At 72.3% G+C, this 18,014-nt stretch carries 17 protein-coding genes; 8 read left to right on the top strand and 9 right to left on the bottom strand.

Going from position 1 to position 18,014, the window contains the following annotated elements:
- The first annotated feature begins 121 nt into the window (after positions 1–121).
- Both ABZV06_RS05650 and ABZV06_RS05645 read left to right on the top strand, forming a co-directional pair.
- On the top strand, positions 122–1,141 hold the full coding sequence (locus ABZV06_RS05650; RefSeq protein WP_355618938.1) for an acetylxylan esterase: 1,020 nt from the start codon (positions 122–124) through the stop codon (positions 1,139–1,141).
- A gap of 62 nt (positions 1,142–1,203) precedes the next feature.
- Positions 1,204–2,094 carry a M15 family metallopeptidase gene (locus ABZV06_RS05645; RefSeq protein WP_355618935.1) on the top strand — a complete coding sequence of 297 codons (891 nt, stop codon included), beginning with the start codon at positions 1,204–1,206 and terminating at the stop codon, positions 2,092–2,094.
- Positions 2,095–2,105: 11 nt separating this feature from the next.
- Here the strand turns inward: ABZV06_RS05645 and ABZV06_RS05640 are convergent, their stop codons facing one another.
- Positions 2,106–3,293, bottom strand: coding sequence for a spore photoproduct lyase family protein (locus tag ABZV06_RS05640; protein WP_355618932.1), 1,188 nt, complete (start codon positions 3,291–3,293; stop codon positions 2,106–2,108).
- A gap of 161 nt (positions 3,294–3,454) precedes the next feature.
- Here ABZV06_RS05640 and ABZV06_RS05635 point away from each other — a divergent pair, with 161 nt between their 5' ends.
- Positions 3,455–4,771, top strand: coding sequence for an RICIN domain-containing protein (locus ABZV06_RS05635; RefSeq protein ID WP_355618929.1), 1,317 nt, complete (start codon positions 3,455–3,457; stop codon positions 4,769–4,771).
- Between the two features lie 801 nt (positions 4,772–5,572).
- Positions 5,573–6,772 (top strand): RtcB family protein, encoded by a 1,200-nt coding sequence (locus tag ABZV06_RS05630; protein WP_355618926.1) that lies wholly within the window; start codon positions 5,573–5,575, stop codon positions 6,770–6,772.
- A 42-nt stretch (positions 6,773–6,814) separates the two neighbouring features.
- On the opposite strand, the gene ABZV06_RS05625 is transcribed toward ABZV06_RS05630, so the two are convergent.
- The 6 genes from ABZV06_RS05625 to ABZV06_RS05600 all read right to left on the bottom strand — a co-directional run bounded on the left by ABZV06_RS05625 (position 6,815) and on the right by ABZV06_RS05600 (position 12,975).
- Positions 6,815–7,606, bottom strand: coding sequence for a maleylpyruvate isomerase family mycothiol-dependent enzyme (locus tag ABZV06_RS05625; protein WP_355233131.1), 792 nt, complete (start codon positions 7,604–7,606; stop codon positions 6,815–6,817).
- Positions 7,607–7,652: 46 nt separating this feature from the next.
- A complete protein-coding gene (locus ABZV06_RS05620) occupies positions 7,653–9,146 on the bottom strand; it encodes an MFS transporter (protein ID WP_355233132.1) in 1,494 nt (497 codons plus the stop codon).
- A gap of 33 nt (positions 9,147–9,179) precedes the next feature.
- Positions 9,180–9,791, bottom strand: coding sequence for a TetR/AcrR family transcriptional regulator (locus tag ABZV06_RS05615; protein WP_355618923.1), 612 nt, complete (start codon positions 9,789–9,791; stop codon positions 9,180–9,182).
- Between the two features lie 131 nt (positions 9,792–9,922).
- Complete coding sequence (locus ABZV06_RS05610; RefSeq protein ID WP_355618920.1) at positions 9,923–10,849, bottom strand: Gmad2 immunoglobulin-like domain-containing protein; 927 nt, start codon at positions 10,847–10,849, stop codon at positions 9,923–9,925.
- The gene (locus ABZV06_RS05605) at positions 10,821–12,281 is read right to left on the bottom strand and encodes a HAMP domain-containing sensor histidine kinase (RefSeq protein ID WP_355618917.1); all 1,461 of its coding nucleotides are present in this window, start codon (positions 12,279–12,281) and stop codon (positions 10,821–10,823) included. The genes ABZV06_RS05610 and ABZV06_RS05605 overlap by 29 nt, the downstream gene beginning before the upstream one ends.
- A gap of 13 nt (positions 12,282–12,294) precedes the next feature.
- Positions 12,295–12,975 (bottom strand): response regulator transcription factor, encoded by a 681-nt coding sequence (locus ABZV06_RS05600; RefSeq protein ID WP_355618914.1) that lies wholly within the window; start codon positions 12,973–12,975, stop codon positions 12,295–12,297.
- A gap of 160 nt (positions 12,976–13,135) precedes the next feature.
- Between ABZV06_RS05600 and ABZV06_RS05595 the strand changes: the two genes are divergently transcribed.
- The gene (locus ABZV06_RS05595; protein ID WP_355233137.1) at positions 13,136–13,468 is read left to right on the top strand and encodes an L-rhamnose mutarotase; all 333 of its coding nucleotides are present in this window, start codon (positions 13,136–13,138) and stop codon (positions 13,466–13,468) included.
- A gap of 63 nt (positions 13,469–13,531) precedes the next feature.
- Here ABZV06_RS05595 and ABZV06_RS05590 read toward each other — a convergent pair whose 3' ends face one another.
- On the bottom strand, positions 13,532–14,131 hold the full coding sequence (locus ABZV06_RS05590; protein WP_355618911.1) for a hypothetical protein: 600 nt from the start codon (positions 14,129–14,131) through the stop codon (positions 13,532–13,534).
- 230 nt (positions 14,132–14,361) lie between these two features.
- Here ABZV06_RS05590 and ABZV06_RS05585 point away from each other — a divergent pair, with 230 nt between their 5' ends.
- Complete coding sequence (locus ABZV06_RS05585) at positions 14,362–15,006, top strand: hypothetical protein (RefSeq protein WP_355233139.1); 645 nt, start codon at positions 14,362–14,364, stop codon at positions 15,004–15,006.
- A gap of 9 nt (positions 15,007–15,015) precedes the next feature.
- On the opposite strand, the gene ABZV06_RS05580 is transcribed toward ABZV06_RS05585, so the two are convergent.
- On the bottom strand, positions 15,016–15,846 hold the full coding sequence (locus ABZV06_RS05580) for a DUF3152 domain-containing protein (protein ID WP_355233140.1): 831 nt from the start codon (positions 15,844–15,846) through the stop codon (positions 15,016–15,018).
- A 144-nt stretch (positions 15,847–15,990) separates the two neighbouring features.
- Between ABZV06_RS05580 and ABZV06_RS05575 the strand changes: the two genes are divergently transcribed.
- A complete protein-coding gene (locus ABZV06_RS05575) occupies positions 15,991–16,491 on the top strand; it encodes a SigE family RNA polymerase sigma factor (protein WP_355233141.1) in 501 nt (166 codons plus the stop codon).
- Positions 16,488–17,249 (top strand): hypothetical protein, encoded by a 762-nt coding sequence (locus tag ABZV06_RS05570; RefSeq protein ID WP_355233142.1) that lies wholly within the window; start codon positions 16,488–16,490, stop codon positions 17,247–17,249. The genes ABZV06_RS05575 and ABZV06_RS05570 overlap by 4 nt, the downstream gene beginning before the upstream one ends.
- The last annotated feature ends 765 nt before the right edge of the window (positions 17,250–18,014 follow it).

Here is an 18,014-nt window from a genome sequence, read left to right as displayed (position 1 = left end):
AATGTTCCGGTAACTTGTCGGACGCGTCTCGGCGTACCGTCCCGCCTCTGCCGCCTGGCTGTCGGCGCCGCGCACGCCGCGGGCGCACCCTGTCCAGCGCCACGCGACAGACAAGGACGCCATGTACACGGATCTGCCCGAGGAGCAGCTACGCGCGTACCGCGGCGTGGTGCGCGAGCCCGCCGACTTCGACGACTTCTGGGCTCACACGCTCGCCCAGGCGCGCGAAGCCGCCTGGCCGGTCCGGCTCGAACCCATCGTGACGAGCCTGACCGCCATCGACGTGTACGACGTGACGTTCCCCGGGTTCGGCGGTCAGCCCGTACGGGCCTGGCTACGGGTGCCCCACGGCACCGGCACCGCGCTGCCGACGGTCGTGCAGTACGTCGGCTACGGCGGCGGGCGTGGGCACCCGCTGGAGAACCTGCTCTGGGCGTCGGCCGGACTCACCCACCTGCAGATGGACACCCGGGGGCAGGGTTCGGGCTGGAGCCGGGGCGACACCGCCGACCTGGGGGCCACCGGCGCACAGGCGCCCGGCGTGGCGACGCGGGGCATCGCCGACCCGCGTACGTACTACTACCGACGGTTGATCACGGACGCGGTGCGGGCGGTGGACGCCGCCCGTACCCTGCCGATGGTCGACCCGACCCGGCTGGCGGTGCTCGGCCACAGCCAGGGCGGCGCGCTGGCGCTCGCGGCCGGCGCCCTGGCGCCCGGTGTGCGGGCGGTGGTGGCCCTCGTGCCGTTCCTGTGCGACATCCCGCGCGCCGTGGTGGTCACCGACGCCCATCCGTACCGGGAGATCCGCGACTACCTGGCGATCCACCGGGACGCGGAGGAGCGGACGTCGACGACCCTGTCGTACGTCGACGGCGTCAACTTCGCGCGGCGCTGCCGCCAGCCCACCCGGTACTCCGTGGCGTTGATGGACGACATCGTGCCGCCCTCGACGGTGTACGCCGCCCACAACTCCCACGCCGGGCCGACGGAGCTTTCGGTGTGGCGGTACAACGGTCACGAGGCCGGTGGGATCGACGACGACGAGGCGGCCCTGCGCTTCCTCGGCGCTCACCTGGTCGAGGGCTCCGCGGCGACGCCGACCGCAGCCCGCCCGGCACCGCTGACGCCCGGCGCGTGAGCGGGTCCGGCGCGCCCGGCTGATCCGGCGCGTCACCGCGGCCGCTTTGGTAGACAGGAGCTGTGCGCAGGTCAGGGCGGGTGGGCGGCGCCGCCGTGCTCGCGCTCGTCGCGGTGCTCGGCGGCTGCTCCGAGCCGCCACGCCCCGGACCCAGCGTCTCCACCCCGACGTCCGCCAGCCCACGACCGACGCCCGAGAGCCCGAGCCCGCCGGCGAGCCCCATTGCGCGGTCGAGTACCGCCCCGCCGACCACCGGCGGGTTACCGGGCTTCGTGGTGCTGACCGATGTCGACAGGCGTATCCACGCCGACATCCGCTACGCCACCGCGCACAACTTCGTGGGCCGGCCGATCGCCGGCTACCGCGAACCGCTGTGCCTGCTCACCCGGCAGGCGGCCGAGGCGCTGCGCCAGGTCCAGGACGCCGCGCTCGCCGGGGGTCACAGCCTCAAGGTGTACGACTGCTACCGCCCACAGCCGGCGGTGGACGACTTCGTCGCCTGGTCCAAGCGCCCCGGTGAGCAGCAGACCAAGGCCGAGTTCTATCCGGACCTGGCGAAGGACCGGCTCTTCGCCGACGGCTACATCGGCGCGCCGACCGCGCACAGCCGGGGCAGCACGCTGGACCTCACGCTCGTCGACGAGCCGCCCGCCGGTCAGCCCGCGTACGTCCCCGGGCAGCGGCTGGTCCCGTGCACCGCGCCGCCGGGGCGGCGCTTCGCCGACAACAGCGTCGACATGGGGACCGGGTTCGACTGTTTCGACGCCCGCGCGCACACCGACGACCCCCGCATCACCGGTGCGGCACGGGACAACCGGCAGTTGCTGCGGCGGCTGATGACCGCCGCCGGGTTCGTCAACTACGACCGGGAGTGGTGGCACTACAGCCTCCGCGACGAGCCGCACCCGCGTACGTACTTCGCCGCGCCGGTGGCCCGTTCCTCGCTCGGCTGACCGTCGGGCGCTCAGGTCCAGTAGAGGACGCGGCAGGCTGGTACCCGTGCGGCCAGCTCGTCGGTGAACCAGGCCCGCAGTTCGGCCATCGTGTCGCGGGGGTAGACGTACTTCACCGCGCCGAACCTGCCGTGCTTGCGGCTGCGGACCTCCTCGTCCATCTCCAGGCGGGTGCGCGGGTACCAGCCCAGCAGCACCTCCTTGCTGCCGGGCGTGAACCGGTGGGTGATCAGCTCGGCGGTCAGGTCCAGCTCCGGGACCCCGTCGACCGCCGCGCGGACCTGGTCCAGCAGTTCGCCGTACGCCTCCCGCCAGTCGGGCAGCGCGATGATCGGCGCGATGGTCAGACCGACGGGGTACCCGTCGAGCGCGAGCCGGCGCAGGGCGGCGAGCCGGTCCGGCACCCGGGCGGTACCGCCCTCGAACCGCCGGCTGACCGGTGCGCAGTTGACGCTGAACCGGACCCGGGTACGGCCGTGGTGCGGCAGTCCGACGAAGGTGTCCACGTCGGCGTACTTGGTGGTCCACCGCAGCTGCACGGGCGCGTCCCAGTCGGCGAAGTGCTGGACCGCGCGCCGCCAACTGCCGGTGAGGTGTTCCAGGGCGAGGGGGTCGGTGTAGCAGGACGCCTCGAACGTGGTGCCCTCGTCGGCGCGACGCGCGTTGCGGCTGGTCACCGTGCCGCGCCCGGCGTACGCGGTCAGCGAGGCCAGGATGTCGTCGAGGTCCGCGTACACCCGGGTCACGGGCGGCCCGGAGAGCGAGCCGGCCAGGTAGCAGTACTGGCAGTGCGCGGGGCAGCCCTCGGCGAGGTCGACGCGCCAGTCGGCGCTGGGCGCGATGGGTTGCAGGTTGCGCCGCGACGGTGGGCTCACCACGATCGCCATGGTCGCCTTGGCCCGGGCGTACGTCTCGGCGTCGGTTCGTCCGCGTACCCCGGTGAGCCGGTTGGATCGTAGGTGTTCCACCTCGATGCCCAACGCCCGCACCCGGTCGACGATCCGCTGTCCGTGTGGGTGGTCCAGGGCGGCGGGGGTGGCCACCACCCGGCCCGGGGTCCAGCGTCGTGCGGGCCGGGCGGCCGGGGCGAGGCCGGCCAGGTCGCGGGTCGGCACCCGCTCGCCGCTGGCGTCGTGCGGCGCGGCGGGTACGTCCACGGCCAGCGGCTGGTCGACGTCGACGGCATCAGAGCTGGTCACCGGGCCGGGATACCCGCTGCCGCAGGAATCCCACCCGATCGCCCGCTCGGCGATTGACGTCACGTATCGGGAACCAATAACCTTTCGTCTATCTGTAAACCTTGTGAACAGATCTACGACGACGACGCGGCGGCGCGCGTCCCCACCGAAGGGACGATCAGGTGATCGCAGAACTCTCCTCCCGTACCAGAAGGCTCCTGTCGCTGTTCGTCGCACTTGTCGTCGCCGTGAGCGCCGGCGTCGGCCTCGGCGTCGCGCGCAGCGCGCAGGCCGCGCCGACGTTCAAGGTCCTGGCCTTCTACAACGGCACCTGGGACGACGCGCACATCGACTTCATCAAGGACGCGCGTGCCTGGTTCCCGCAGGCCGCCGCCCAGTACGGCTTCTCCTGGGAGGCCACCAACAACTGGAGCCTGCTGAACACCTCCAACCTGGCCCAGTACAAGGTCGTCATGTTCCTGGACGACGCGCCGCCCGCCGCCCAGCGCCCCGCCTTCCAGCAGTACATGCAGAACGGCGGCGCGTGGATGGGTTTCCATGTCAGCGCGTGGACCGACAACCCGTCGAGCTGGAGCTGGTACTACAACACCTTCCTCGGCTCCGGCTCGTTCCGGACCAACACCTGGCTGCCGACCCGGGTCACCATGCGCGTCGACAACCGCACCCACGCCGCGACCCGGAACCTGCCGGCGACCTTCGGATCGTCGATCAGCGAGTGGTACTCGTGGAGCAACGACCTGCGGCAGAACTCCAACATCGACATCCTGGCCTCGGTCGACCCGTCGAGCTTCCCGGTCGGCACCGACCCCAACCAGTCCTGGTACAGCGGCTACTATCCGCTGGTCTGGAGTAACCGGCAGTACAAGATGATCTACGCCAACTTCGGGCACAACAAGATGGACTACGCCACCAAGACCGGCCTGTCGTCCACGTTCGACAGCGCGCAGCAGAACAAGCTGCTGATCGACGGGCTGCACTGGCTCGCCGGTGTCGGTACGTCACCCACGCCGACGCCCACCCCGACCGGCAGCGCGGGCCCGATCTCGCCGACGGCCTGGCACACCGTGGTCAACCGGGGCAGCGGCAAGTGCGTGGACGCGCGGGCTGCCGCCAGCGCGAACGGCACCGCCATCCAGCAGTACGCCTGTAACAGCAGCACCGCCCAGCAGTACCAGTTCGTTCTGACCAGCGACGGCTACCTGCGCGTCAACAACCGCAACAACAGCGCCCAGGTGCTCGACGTGACCGACCGGTCGACCGCCGACTCGGCACCCATCCAGCTCTGGTCGTACAGCGGCGGCACCAACCAGCAGTGGCGCGCGGAGTCCGAGGGTGGCGGCTACTACCGGCTGGTCAACCGCAGCAGTGGCAAGTGTCTGGACGTGCCGGGTGCGTCCACGGCGGACAGCGTCCAGCTCGTCCAGTACACCTGCAACGGCACCGCCGCGCAGTCGTTCCGGCTGGTGGCCCTGTCGTAGATCAGACGACTGGTACCGCCACAAACGGTGGTACGCGGTGCTGCACCGGTTCGACGCCGACGGCGTGCACACCGACTCGGACATCTGGTGCGCCGGCACCAGCGAGCACGAGGACGCCTCGATCGACCGGGCGGAGGCGCGCCTCGCCGAGTGGCTGGACGCGCTGCCGTGGGACGGCTGGTTACGACACCTGAGTCGTCCTGTCGAGGAGGGCCCCGGCGCCCCACGCCGGGGGGAGGGCACCGTGCGCCTCGGACCCTTTGCTCTGCTTCAGCGGAGGAAACACGTGGTGTCCGATTATCGGACGTCAGGTGTTGCCTGGATTGAAGCAGAGCAAAGGAAGACTCGACCACCCTTGCCCTCCGACGAGAGACGCGGGCCACGCGGGACACGCGGGACACGCGGGACAACCGGGACACACGGGTGCGGTCCCGTCCTGCGCCGCTCGGGCGGCGGCGATATCTATTGCGGACTCGCCGCCGCCCCTCCTACTCTCATCAGCGCACGGCCAACCGATCAACCCCGGAGGGAGTACGCCATGTCGCGCCGCGTCCGCACCGATGCCCGCCGGTGTCTGCTCCCCGCCGGCACCCCCGCGCTCGACATCACCGCTCCCTGCGCCTATCGCACCTTGCGGCACAACGGGCCGGGGTGGCGCGACTGACGCCGACGCTCACCGTGTCCGCCGGCCGCCCATCCCACCGGGATCGGCGGCCCTTTCGTTTCCGCGTACCACCGCCGCGCCGTCAGCGGCCGGCGCATGATCGATATCGGTCGCCCGCACGACAGAAGGAGACCACCATGGGATTCACCCCGCTCGCCGGCACCCGGGCGCCGGTCCGGGTCTGGACCGACCCGTACGCCATCGAACCGCAGGCCGCGAAGCAGCTGCGCAACATCGGCGCGCTGCCCTGGGTGCAGGGTGTCGCCGTCATGCCGGACGTGCACTTCGGCAAGGGCGCGACCGTCGGCTCGGTGATCGCGATGCGACAGGCCGTCTCGCCGGCAGCCGTCGGCGTCGACATCGGCTGCGGCATGTCGGCGGTGCGCACCTCGCTGACCGCCGCCGACCTGCCGGACGACCTGGGCGGGCTGCGGTCCGCGATCGAGGCCACCATCCCGGTCGGCTTCGCCCAGCGGTCCGAGGCGGTCAACCCGCGTCGGATCCGAGGGCTGGAGCAGGCCGGCTGGGACGACTTCTGGAGCCGCTTCGCCGGCCTCGACCGCGGAGTGGCACAGCTGGAGACCCGGGCGCAGAAGCAGATCGGGACCCTCGGCGGCGGCAACCACTTCATCGAGGTCTGCCTCGAGCAGGGCGGTGACGACGAGGGCCGGGTCTGGCTGATGCTGCACTCCGGGTCGCGCAACATCGGCAAGGAGCTGGCCGAGCGGCACATCGGCGTCGCCCGGAAGCTGCCGCACAACGCCGACCTGCCCGACCGGGACCTGGCCGTGTTCCTCGCCGGCACGCCGGAGATGGACGCGTACCGGCGGGACCTGTGGTGGGCGCAGGAGTACGCGCGGCGCAATCGGGCCGTCATGCTGGCGCTGCTCTGCGGTGTGGTGCGCGAGCACTTCCCGCAGGTCGGCTACGACGAGCCCATCTCGTGCCACCACAACTACGTCTCCGAGGAGAGCTACGACGGCGTGGACGTGCTGGTCACCCGCAAGGGCGCGATCCGGGCCGGCCGGGGCGACCTGGGCATCATTCCCGGGTCGATGGGCACCGGGTCGTACATCGTGCGGGGTCGGGGTAACCCGGACGCGTACTGCTCGGCGTCGCACGGGGCGGGTCGGCGGATGTCGCGGGCGCAGGCGAAGCGGACGTTCAGCACCGCCGACCTGGCCGCGCAGACCGCCGGCGTGGAGTGCCGCAAGGACGCCGGGGTCGTCGACGAGATCCCCGGCGCGTACAAGGACATCACCGCGGTGATGGCCCAGCAGGACGACCTGGTGCAGGTGGTCGCGCACCTCAAGCAGGTCGTCTGCGTGAAGGGCTGAGGGGTACGCGCGGGCCGGAGGTCCCGGCCCGCGCGCAATCCCTCAGAAGCCGACGAAGACCCGGCGCAGGTCGTCGAGGGTCACCGGCCCGCTCACCTGCACGCCGTCCGGGGTGTAGCGCGACCCGAGCCGGCCCACCACCAGGCGCAGCCACGCCTCGGCCGGCAGGGACAGCTCGCCGTCCGGCTGCTCCGGCGCGTCGGTCAGCGTGATCTGCTCGCCCAGCCGCAGCCCGAACGTCCGCTCGGGGTCGCGCAGCCGTACCAGCAGGGTCGCCTCGCGGCCGTCCAGCTCCTTCGGTCGGCTGGTCCAGCCGAGCATGCCGCCGATCTGCTCGATCAGCAGCGGCACCGCCTCCGGCGTCACCGCCGCGAACGGGTTGAACGCCACCTCGGCGTCCCACTGGTGAAAAGCGAACTCGCTGAGCCGGAACCGGGCGGCCGTGGCGACGTCGACCGGTTCGGGCAGGAAGCCGAGGTTGATCCGCAGCGTCTCGCGGGTCTCGGCGTCCAGTGCCTCGTACGCCTCGACCAGCCGCTGGTTGGACTCCAGAAAGCCGGCGGCGTGGTCCTCCGGGGACATGGCGTCCCAGCGCTGCCACACGCCGCGGTTGAAGTCGCCGTCCGGAGCGGGCGTGCCCTCGACGGAGGCCTTCAGACCCGCGAGGCCGATCTCGGCGCCGCTGCCCAGGTGGCTGAGCACCTGGGAGACCTGCCACTCACTGGCGCCCGAGGGCTGGCGCAGGTCGTCCTCCTTGAGGTCGCGCACGAGCGCGGCAAGCTCCTCGTGGCCTGCCCGTAGCGCGTGGATGATCTGGTCGGCAGGCGTGGACATGATGTCTCCTCAACGGATCTTCGACAGTGTTCGGGACGCTACCGGTTCAGCCCATGTGCACGGCGTTGCCGGCCGGGATGTCCTCCTTGCGCACCTTCACCAGGACCAGGGTGACCAGCCCGGCGAGCACGATCAGGACCGCGCCCCAGGCGAACGCGACGCGGTAGCCGTGCACCAGCGCCTCCACCTGGGTGACCGGGCTCGGCGCCCGGCCGACCAGGTACGCGGCGACCGCGCTGGTGTAGAAGGTGTTCAGCAGCGCGGTGCCGAGCGAGCCACCGACCTGCTGGGTGGCGTTGAGGGTCGCGCTGGCCGCGCCGGCGTCGTGCTCCGGCACCCCCACCAGGGCGAGGCTGGACAGCGGCACGAAGGTGAAGCCCAGTCCCAGGCCCAGGATGACCTGCGCGGGCAGCAGGTGGGTCAGGAACGGGGTGTCCACGTCGATCTGGGTCAGCACCAGCATGCCGAGGGCGGCGAGCACCGCTCCGGCGACCATCAGCGGCTTGGCGCCCAGTCGCGGCATGAGCTGGCTGGCGCCACCCGCGGCGATCAGCACACCGGCGGTCACCGGAAGCGAGGCAAGACCGGCCTCCAGGGGCTTGTACTGCAGGACCACCTGGAAGTAGAAGGTCAGGAACAGGAACGCCCCGAACAGGCCCGCGCCGATCAGCGTCGAGGTCAGGTAGGCCCCGCCCCGATTGCGGTCCAGGATGATGCGCAGCGGCAGCAGCGGGTGGTTGGTGCGCAGCTCGATCACCACGAAGGCGGCGAGCAGGACCACACCGGCGGCGATGAACCCGAGCGTCGCGGTGGCGTCCCAACCGTCCTCGGCGGCCTTGGTGAAGCCGTACACGAGGGAGACCAGACCGGCGGTGACGACGACCGCGCCGGGCACGTCGTAGCGGGTGTTGCCCTGGGCCCGGCTCTCCGGCACGAGCGGGAGGGCGAAGGCGATCGCGATGGCGGCGACCGGGATGTTGACCAGCAGGCACCAGCGCCAGTCGGCGTACTCGGTCAGCACGCCGCCGAGCAGCAGCCCCACCGCGGACCCGCCACCGGCGATCGCGCCGTACACGGCGAACGCCTTGGCGCGCTCGGTGGCCTCGGTGAACAGCACGGTGAGCAGCGCCAGCGCGGCCGGCGCGAGCAGCGCGCCGAAGGCCCCCTGCAACGCGCGGGCGGCGAAGAGCATCCCGCCGGTGGTGGCCAGGCCGCCCAGGGCGGAGGCCAGCGCGAAACCGGTCATGCCGACGATGAAGGTGCGCTTGCGCCCCCAGTAGTCGGCGATCCGGCCGCCGAGCAGGAGCAGACCACCGAAGGCGAGCGTGTAGGCGGTGATCACCCACTGTCGGTTCGCGTCGGTGATGCCCAGGTCGGCCTGGGCCTGCGGGAGCGCGATGTTCACGATGGTGGCGTCGAGGACGACCATCAGCTGCGAGACCGCGATGACCGCGAGCGCGATCCAGCGCCGCGGGTGCGGCGCGCCTGTCGACGTCCCGGCGCCGGGTGCGCCGGGGGCGGTCGAGGTGGTTCCGGGCATGGTGAAGCCTTCCGTGGTGCGGATGTTGATGGATCAGGCCTGGGACGGGCGGTCGTGCCGGTAGCGGAGAACCGGGATGAGCACCTGGTCGACGACCTGCGTGAGGAACGCGTCGTCGGCGGGCAGGCCGTGCGCGACCAGTCGGGACAGGAGGAGCGCTGGCGCCAGGTCGTGGAACAGTTCCCGTTCGCCGGCCTCCGGAGGGATCTCCCCGCGGGCGGCGGCGCGGACGAGGACCGCGGTGCTGGCCACCCGGCCGGCGGGCAGCACCTGGTGGCGTACCAGACGTTCCAGCTCCGGGCTGGTCCGCATGGCGAAGGTCAGCGCCTGCATCAGGTCGCAGTCGGCGACGCAGATCGCGGCGGTGGCGCGGAGCAGCTCGATCAGGTCACCCCGCAGCGAGCCGGTGTCGGGTGGGTTGAGCACACCGACCTGGCGGTCGCTCAGGGCGGCGACGACCAGTTCGGCCTTGCCGTCCCACCGCCGGTAGATGGTGGCCTTGCTCACGTGGGCGCGGGCGGCGACGGCGTCGATGGTCATCCGGTCGTAGCCGACCTCGCGGAGCAGGTCGATCACCACCGTGAACAGGTCGGTGGTCGTGCACCGCGCTGCCCGGGCGGCCGGCACCCCGACGCTCGTGCTCACCTGCTGACCCTCCACCACCCGAAAACCCTCCCGTGAAACGATGTCGTACCGACCATAGTTCGCTGGTAGCGGTTCGCGCAGGGTTTTATGAGTTGCGTCGCACCGCAGGAGCGAAACGGTCACGTTTCCCGTCAGCCCGCTTGCGGGCCGAGGAGCACCGGCACGAGCGCGGCGTTGATCCGGGCGCCGTCGCGGGCCGACACCTCGTACACCTCGATCGTGCCGTGCTGCTCCCGGGCCGTGCGCCAGGTGACCACCACCCGATAGGCCCCCCGGCAGCCGCTGCCGCAGCTCGCGACGCCGAAGCCGGCGGCCACCTGACGGCCGTCGGCGTCCAGCACCCGGACGCTCACGGTGGCCTCGAACACGTCCGCCGTGCCGGTGACGGTGAGTGGGGCGGTGACCCGGTCGCCGACGCTCGGGCCGGTGACCACGATCGGCGCGAGCAGGGGATAGTCGGCCCGACCGACCGGTGCGCCGCCGGAAAAGCGGATCTGTCGGACGGTCGGGAACTGGGTGAGGGTCCACACCACCTGCGCCTCGCGCAGCCGTCGGTCCGCCGGGTCGCCGCCGAGTGGAACGGGACCGAGGGCCGCGACGCCGTCGACGATCCGGGTGACCTCGACGCCACCCGTCAGCAGGGTGACCATCCCCGTGGCGGTCTCGGCCGGAGTCGGTCCGGCGGCCAGCTCGTCGAGGGCGAGCCGGGACGTCGCGACGGTGGCCGGCCGGGTGCGCCGGGTGGGCACGAGCCGCCCGGAGCGGACGTACCACAGCTCGATCGTCACCGTGTCCGGCCGCCGCGTCCCGGTGGCCGTCGCCGTCGACGGACGCGGCGCGGTGTCGGTGCCCGACGGCGGCGGCGGAGTCGGCGACGGTGGGGTCGGCACGGGCGTCGGTTCGCCGGTGGGCGCGAGGGTCGGCGGCGGTGCGGTGGGCGCCGCGCCCAGGACCCCGGAGCGGGGGGTGCCGCAGCCGCCGAGGACGAGCAGGCCGACGAGCACCGCGACGGCCGCCCCACGCCACCCGTCACGCCCGTTCCCGCCGAGCTGGCTCATCCCGCACCCCCTGCCGGGCGCTGTCGTCGGGGCGGGGCGCTGGGCCCGGCACCTCGGGGCCGTGCGCGGGCAGTTCCAGGCGGAACCGCGTTTCGACGCCCGGCGCGCTGCGGACACTCAGCACCCCGCCGAGCAGGGCCGCGTGTTCCCGGGCGATCGCCAGGCCGAGGCCGCTGCCCGGCGCGGAGCGCGACACGTCGACCTTGTGGAACCGGTCGAACACGAGCGGCAGGTGCGCGGCCGGGATGCCCGGCCCCCGGTCGGACACCTCGACGATGACCATCCGGCCCGCCGCGGTCACCCTCGCGGAGATCTCCCCGCCGCCGTGCTCGACCGCGTTGGTGACCAGGTTGGCCAGGACGCGCTCCAGGTGGCGAGGGTCCGTGCGCAGCGCTACGGCGTCGCCGTCGACCAGCACACGGTCCGACCAACCGCGTGCCGCGACGATCGCGTGCAGCAGCGCCCGTGCGTCCACCGGCTCGACGCGTGGGCGTTCCTGCCCCGCGTCCAGCCGCGAGATCTCCATCAGGTCCTCTACCAGGCGGCGCAGCCGGACCACGTCCCCGACCAGCAGCCGCGCCGCCGGTCGGGCGTCGTCGGGCAGCCGGTCCAGCTGCTCGCGCAGCAGCGAGGCCGCGGCCACCAGGGCGGTCACCGGGGTACGCAGCTCGTGCGCGACGTCGGCGGTGAACCGCCGCTCCCGCGCCTGGGCGGCCGACAGGGCGGCGATCTTCGCCTCCAGCGCCTCGGCCATCTCGTTGAACGACGCTGCCCAGACGCTGAACTCGTCCCGCCCGCGTACCGGCAGACGGGTGGCGAGCAGACCCTCGGTGAGCGCCCGGGCGGCACGACTGGCCCGACCCACCGGTTCCAGGGTGCGGCGCGCCAGGAGATGACCCACCCCGGCAGCGACGAGGACGACGACAACCCAGCCGGCCAACAGCGCGGCGCGCACCTGATTCAGGTCGGCCGCGATGTCGTCCTCCACGGTGATCACGTACAGCTCGGCCGTCGAGCCGGGGATACGCCCACCGACCACCAGCAGGCGGGGCCGCTGCGCCGGCGTCGAACGCTCGAACGCGAGCTGCCCGTCGGCGACCGCGGCCCGCAGTCGGGTCCCCAGGGTGGGGGCGTACGCGGGGTGGGAGGGGCGGATCGTGCCGTCGACGAGGACGACGTGCCGGCCGCTGCCCTCGAAGCTGGTGAGCAGCTCGGCGCCGCGCTGCTCGGTCAACGGCAGGAACTGTCCGGCGAGCACGAGCTGGTAGCGGGCGTCGGCGGTGGCCTGGCGCAGCGAGGCGTCCAACCAGGACTGCCGCAGCAGCAGCCCGGTCCCTCCGGCGAGCAGACCGGCCGACACCCCGGCGACCAGCACGAACGCGATCGTCAGCCGACGCCGCAGCCGGCCGGGCGCCACCGCGCGTGCGGCCATCGCCGACCTCCCGTCAGCCGGTGGACAGTTTGTAGCCCGCGCCGCGCACCGTGCGGATACGCCGGGGATGCGCCGGGTCGTCCTCGACCTTGGCGCGCAACCGCTGCACCGCCACGTCGACCAACCGCGAGTCACCCAGGAAGCGGTGGTTCCACACCAGGTCCAGCAGCAGCTCCCGGGTGAAGACCTGGCCGGGGCGACGGGCCAGCTCCAGCAGGAGCCGGAACTCGGTGGCGGTCAGCTCCACCACCCGGCCGTCCCGGCGTACGGTGAAACCGCCCGGGTCGATCTCCAGGTCGCCGATCGTGATGGTGCGCGACGGCGTCGGCGCGCTCGCCCGCCGCAGCACCGAGCGGACCCGGGCCACCAGCTCCGGCAGGTCGAAGGGCTTGCGCAGGTAGTCGTCCGCGCCGCACTCCAGGCCGACCACCACGTCGAGCGTGTCGGTGCGGGCGGTCAGCATGAGGATCGGCACCTGGCTGGTACGTCGGATCTCCCGGCAGACCTCCAGGCCGTCCAGCCCGGGCAGCATCACGTCCAGCACGATCAGGTCGACCGGGTGGGCTCGCCAGGTCACCAGTGCCTGCCGCCCGTCGGCCGCGGTGTCCACCCGGAAGCCGGCGCGGCGCAGGCCGAGGGCGGTGATCTCCCGGATGGAGACGTCGTCCTCGACCACCAGTACGCGGCCCTCCACCACTCGAGGGTAGACCCGCGGCCACGGTGCGTAACCCTGGCGGAACGGTCGTCATCGCCGGGCCGGTCGGGTCCTCGGCCCGGCACCGTCCACGGGCTACGGTCAGGTGCCCTCGGCACCCCCTCACACGAAAGGGCACGACGTGCAACGTCATGGCTGCGTGATTCGACTCCGCCCCGAGCAGCGGGAAACCTACCTGCGGTTACACGCCGCCGTCTGGCCGAGCGTCGAGCAGACGCTGCGCGAGGCGAACTTCCGTAACTACACCATCTTTCTCCACGACGACCTGCTCTTCGGCTACTACGAGTACGTCGGCGACGACTACGAGGCCGACCTGCGACTGATTGCCGCCGACCCGCAGACCCAGGAGTGGTGGAAGCTGACGGACCCGTGTCAGGAGTCGCTGGCCGAGCCCGGATCGGGGGACTGGTGGGCCCCGATGCGCGAGGTCTGGCACCTCGCGGACGAGGCCCCGCAGGACTCCGCTGGCTAGCCGTTCAACGGTTCGCGCCGGCCGGCAACCGCCCTGCTCGCGGCGGCGGTCGGCCGGCGCTGGTCACCACTGGTGGGCGACGTCGAGCACGATCCGGCTGTGGGTGCCCGGACCGGCCAGCACGAAGGTGCGGAACGGAAGCCGGGCCCGTACCCCGACCGCGAAGGTGGTGTAGCCCTCGAAACCGCCGCCGAAGACCACGTCGCGCAGCGTCGGGTAACGCAGCAGGTTCGTGACGTGCGCGCCGACCGCGTAGGGCACCGTGCCGAGGTGGTCGTCGTCGTACGCCGGGGCCCGCAGGGAGACCCGTAGCAGCGCGCCGCCGGCCGTGTACGGCGAGAGCGCGAGACCCTCGCCCTCGGTCCAGGTCTCGCCGTAGCCGACCGCGTAGCCGTCGACCGGGCCGGCGAACTCGAACACCACCCGGTCGTAGCAGTCCTGCCGGCCCGTCCGCACGTCGACAAGCGGGGCGTCGCTCAGCGCGCCCGCCGACTTGTCCGCGCTGCCCCAGGTGATCCCGCAGTACGCCGCCTCGGCCGCGCTGCCCACGCTGGCCGTGCTGCCCGTGGCGCTGCTGGTGCCGGTCGCGCTGCTGGTGCCGGCGCTGCCGAGCAGTCCGGCGAGGACGACCGCCATCGCGGTCAGAGTGCTCCTGATCCTCATCGTCGTTCTCCGTTCGATGTTCCGGGGTCACGTCGCGGCGGCCCTGCCGGTGACCCTCTGCCGCCACGGTCGTCCCGTCCGGACACGGGCACCTCGCCGTGGCGTAACCGCCGGGTAACAGCCGTCTACCCCGTTGCGATCAGCGTCAGCCGCAGCACAGCGTGGCGCGGCACCCATGCGATCCCACATTGCGATACGGTGCCTCGCATCGGCACATCGGAGGTGGATGTATGCCGGCCGTCGTCGTCCTTGCGCTGACCCTCGCGCTCGCGCCAACGCCCACGCCGTCGGTGTCCGTCACCCCCGGACCGATCGGCGAACTGGTCGGCGGTGTCGGCCGGATCGTCGGCGAATTGCTGGGCGGCGACGGTACGCCAACTCCGACGCCGAGCCCGACGGGCACCCGCGCCCCGACCACCGGGCCGAGCCGACCATCGACGACCGGGCCGTCCAGCCCGTCGACGCCCGCCGCGCCCGCCGGGTCGCAGTCCGGTGGCCGAGCGGTGCTCACCCCCGACCGCCCCGGCAAGGGCGCAGGCGCCGACGACCGCGATGCGGCCGTGCCCCTGCGCGGTGGTGACACCCCGGCTCCGGTCGTGGCGCCGTCGCTCGCCGACCCCGTCCGCGATGGCTGGCCGCCCGTGTCGTACCTGCTGGTCGCGGTGCTCCTGGTGGTGCTGGCAGCGCTGCTGCTGCGGCGCCGCGGTGATGCCGCCGCTCCCGCACCACCGACACCCGACACCGAACCGACTCTCGACCACGATCCCGACCCCGGAGCAGACAACGTCCGCCGTCTGCCGACGAGCCTCAACGCCGTCTACGAACTGGGTCGGCTCGACGAGCGCCTCGAGCAGGAGCGCCGCCGCCGACCCTGACCGGCGGTCTCAGTGCTTCGGGTACGCGCCCTCGCGTCGTGGAATCGCGTCGTCGTACGCCCCGGACGGGCCGCGGTAGCGGACCGTGCCGCTCGGGTAGGGCCACGCGCTGGCTCGGCAGCCGTGCAGGCCCAACGTCTGCTGCTGCATCACCGGCGCCGGCCGGCCCTGCCCCGGGCAGCGTTCGTGGCCGAATCCGAGCCTGTGCCCGACCTCGTGGTTGACCATGTACTGCCGGTAGGTGGCCAGGCTCGCGCCGTAGTTCGGCACGCCCGAGACCCAGCGCGCCACGTTGAGCACCACCTTGGCGCCGTTGCGGCAGGACGTGTAGCCGTCCGGCACGTCCTGGCAGAGGGTGTCGCGGGTGCCGGGGGTCGCCAGGTAGATGGTGAAGTCGGCCGCCTGGTCGGCGCCCACCCGGCGCAGCCGCCAGTTCCCGCCCGCCGTCCACCCGCGGGGGTCGTTCAGCGTCGCGGAGATCGCGGTGGCGATGTCACCCGCTGGAAGGCCATGGATGTCGCGTTCCACGGCGACCCGGTAGCGCAGCAGGGTGCCGCTGTCCCCGCTGCCACCCGTCGTCTCGGCCCCGGCCACCGTCCAGCGGTTGTCACCGGTTGCGGGATAGCTGACCGGGCGACTGGGCGTGCTGCTGGGGCGGAGGATACCGACACCGGTCGGCCGGTTCGAGGCTGCGGCGTGACCACCGGGTCGCGGTCCGGTGGTGGGGTCTCCGGCGCCGGACTGCCCGGCCGTCGGCCCCGTGCACCCGGTGAGCAGCGCCACCACCAGCAGTGACGCCCCAGAGGCAGGAAGCCACCGGCGGGTACCCTTCGTCGACATGTCTCTCCCCTCGCGCGTCGCCCAGTGTGGCGGCGCACAAAGGAGAAGACGGGTGCGGGCGGCGAAAAGTTGAAGTGACCCCGGTCTCAACTTTTTGTCGGCCTGTCCCGTCTGTAGTGGTGTGGCACGGGGGAGGGTTTCGCGGTGGCGCGCGGTGACGCGGAGTTCGTCGAGTTCGCGCGGGCGGCGTCCGCGCGACTGGTGCATGCGGCGTTCCTGATGACCGGCGACCACCACCAGGCCGAGGACGCCGCACAGACCGCGCTGGTGCGCACGTACGTGTCGTGGTCGCGGATCCACGACGACGACGCCTACGGGTACGCGCGCCGCACCCTGGTCAACCACCTCGTGGACCGGTGGCGGCGGCCGATGCGGGAGTACCCGACCGACGTGGTGCCGGAGCAGCGACGTGGGGACGTGGCCGACGACGTGGCCACCCGGCGCTGGCTGGTCGCCATCCTCGGCGCGCTGAGCCCTCGGGAGCGGGCCATCGTCGTGCTGCGGTACTACTTCGACCTGCCGGAGGCGCAGGTGGCTCGGGAACTCGCCGTGTCCGTGGGCACCGTCAAGAGCACCAGCTCGCGAGCCCTGGAGAAGCTGCGGACCGCAGCGCCGCGCGCCGCCGACGAGGAGGCGTGCCGATGAGCGAGCTGGATCGCCTTCGTGCGGCCATGCGGGCGACCGAACGCCCCGACGCCATCCTCGACCTGGCCAGCGTCATGCGCGAGGGACGGCGGCTGCGCGCCCGTCGGCGGATCACCGGGGCTGCGGCGGCCACGTTCGCCGCCGGCCTGGTCGCCGTGACTGCGGTGGTGGTCGACCCGACCGGGTCGCGCGATCCGTTGCCGACCGAGCCCGCGTCCCCGGTCGCCGTGGCCTCGCCCCCGGCCGGTGTCGCGCCGACGACGGCGGCGACGTCGGACGGGCCGACGCCACCGCCCACGCGGGCTCGCGGCGTGCCGAATCCGAAGCCCCTGGGGCAGGTGATCGACTCCGGGATCGGGCACGGCACCGACCGGCGGGTCTACTTCGTCGTCGCGGTGACGGTTCCCGGGGCGCCCAGGGTGACCATCGGGTTGGCCGCCGGTCGCCGAGCCGCGGACGGAACGGTGAGCACGGACATCCTGGTCAACGACGTCGACGGCGCCGACCGCAGCCCCGGTTTCCATCAGATCGGGTACGAGGAGAGCGAGTCGGTCTTTCCGGTGCCGACCTTCGGCTACTTCGTCGGCCCGGCGGCACGGATCATCGGCACCGTCGACGGTCGGCAGGTCGACGCCACGGTGGCGCGATGGAGCCTCGACAAGCAGGTCGTGATCTTCTGGTTCGATCCGACCACGCTCACGCCGGGGGCCCGGCTGGACGGCATCGTCGCCCACGACGGCGCGGGTCGCCGGCTCTGAGGTTGGGCGGCCCTAGACGAGTCAACTTTGCCCTTTAGGGCGGCGGGCGCAGCCGGCGACCGACGTTGATCCTGGGTCACCTTCATGGGAGCGGATGTGCTGGTGAGCGGTATACCTCAGAGCCATATTCATACCTCTGCGGTATACCGCTCACCGGCACATCGACAGGGCGGGCAGCCACAGCGGAAGACCAGCGCCCTTCGCCGCAGGCGGCACCGTCGCCGATGCATCCCCTAGTCAGCCAGCTCAACCAGATGCTGACGGAGACCACCTCGCAGCTTTCCGCTGAGGAGCGGTAGGAGTTGGGAAGTGTCCTACACCGGGTCATGTTGGCGTTCAAGCGAACGCCCGGCAAGGGGTGAGTTTCCTGGCGCGCGATGAGGCCCGACAGTGCGTGGTGGTGCAATCTAGGGGTACGGATGAGTCTCCCAGTGTGCCCTGAGTCGGTCCCGGGCCCAGTCCAGCGACCGGCACCCGTCCGGTCGGCACCGGGGGCAGCGGGCCTCCCGGTGCTCAGCGACGGTCCATGCGGCCAGCCGGGGGACCCAGACCTCCCGAGGGACTTCCCACTCCATCACGACATGGGGGTGGCGGCCAGGCGGTGGGCCTTTACCACGTCGATGGCCCAACTCAGCATGTCGCAACCAGCGTCCCCGCACTGGACGCACATCCCACGGGCGCGGTGAGGGCTGGCCGTTGTCGCGTGCTGGGTAATCACCCGCTTGGCAGTCCAGAGGACCAGCGCCGGAGTGATCGGGCCGTCGT

It is taken from the genome of Micromonospora sp. NPDC005172 (genome assembly GCF_040608555.1).
Classification (GTDB): Bacteria; Actinomycetota; Actinomycetes; order Mycobacteriales; family Micromonosporaceae; genus Micromonospora.
The sequence above is the reverse complement of the archived record's forward strand: the minus strand, read 5'-3'. Positions and strand labels throughout refer to the sequence as shown.

Coding starts and splice junctions, on each gene's coding strand:
- ABZV06_RS05650 (WP_355618938.1), top strand. CDS start 122: ATGTACACGGATCTGCCCGAGGAGCAGCTACGCGCGTACCGCGGCGTG.
- ABZV06_RS05630 (WP_355618926.1), top strand. CDS start 5,573: ATGGGATTCACCCCGCTCGCCGGCACCCGGGCGCCGGTCCGGGTCTGG.
- ABZV06_RS05625 (WP_355233131.1), bottom strand. CDS start 7,606: ATGTCCACGCCTGCCGACCAGATCATCCACGCGCTACGGGCAGGCCAC.
- ABZV06_RS05620 (WP_355233132.1), bottom strand. CDS start 9,146: ATGCCCGGAACCACCTCGACCGCCCCCGGCGCACCCGGCGCCGGGACG.
- ABZV06_RS05610 (WP_355618920.1), bottom strand. CDS start 10,849: ATGAGCCAGCTCGGCGGGAACGGGCGTGACGGGTGGCGTGGGGCGGCC.
- ABZV06_RS05605 (WP_355618917.1), bottom strand. CDS start 12,281: ATGGCCGCACGCGCGGTGGCGCCCGGCCGGCTGCGGCGTCGGCTGACG.
- ABZV06_RS05590 (WP_355618911.1), bottom strand. CDS start 14,131: ATGAGGATCAGGAGCACTCTGACCGCGATGGCGGTCGTCCTCGCCGGA.
- ABZV06_RS05585 (WP_355233139.1), top strand. CDS start 14,362: ATGCCGGCCGTCGTCGTCCTTGCGCTGACCCTCGCGCTCGCGCCAACG.
- ABZV06_RS05580 (WP_355233140.1), bottom strand. CDS start 15,846: ATGTCGACGAAGGGTACCCGCCGGTGGCTTCCTGCCTCTGGGGCGTCA.
- ABZV06_RS05570 (WP_355233142.1), top strand. CDS start 16,488: ATGAGCGAGCTGGATCGCCTTCGTGCGGCCATGCGGGCGACCGAACGC.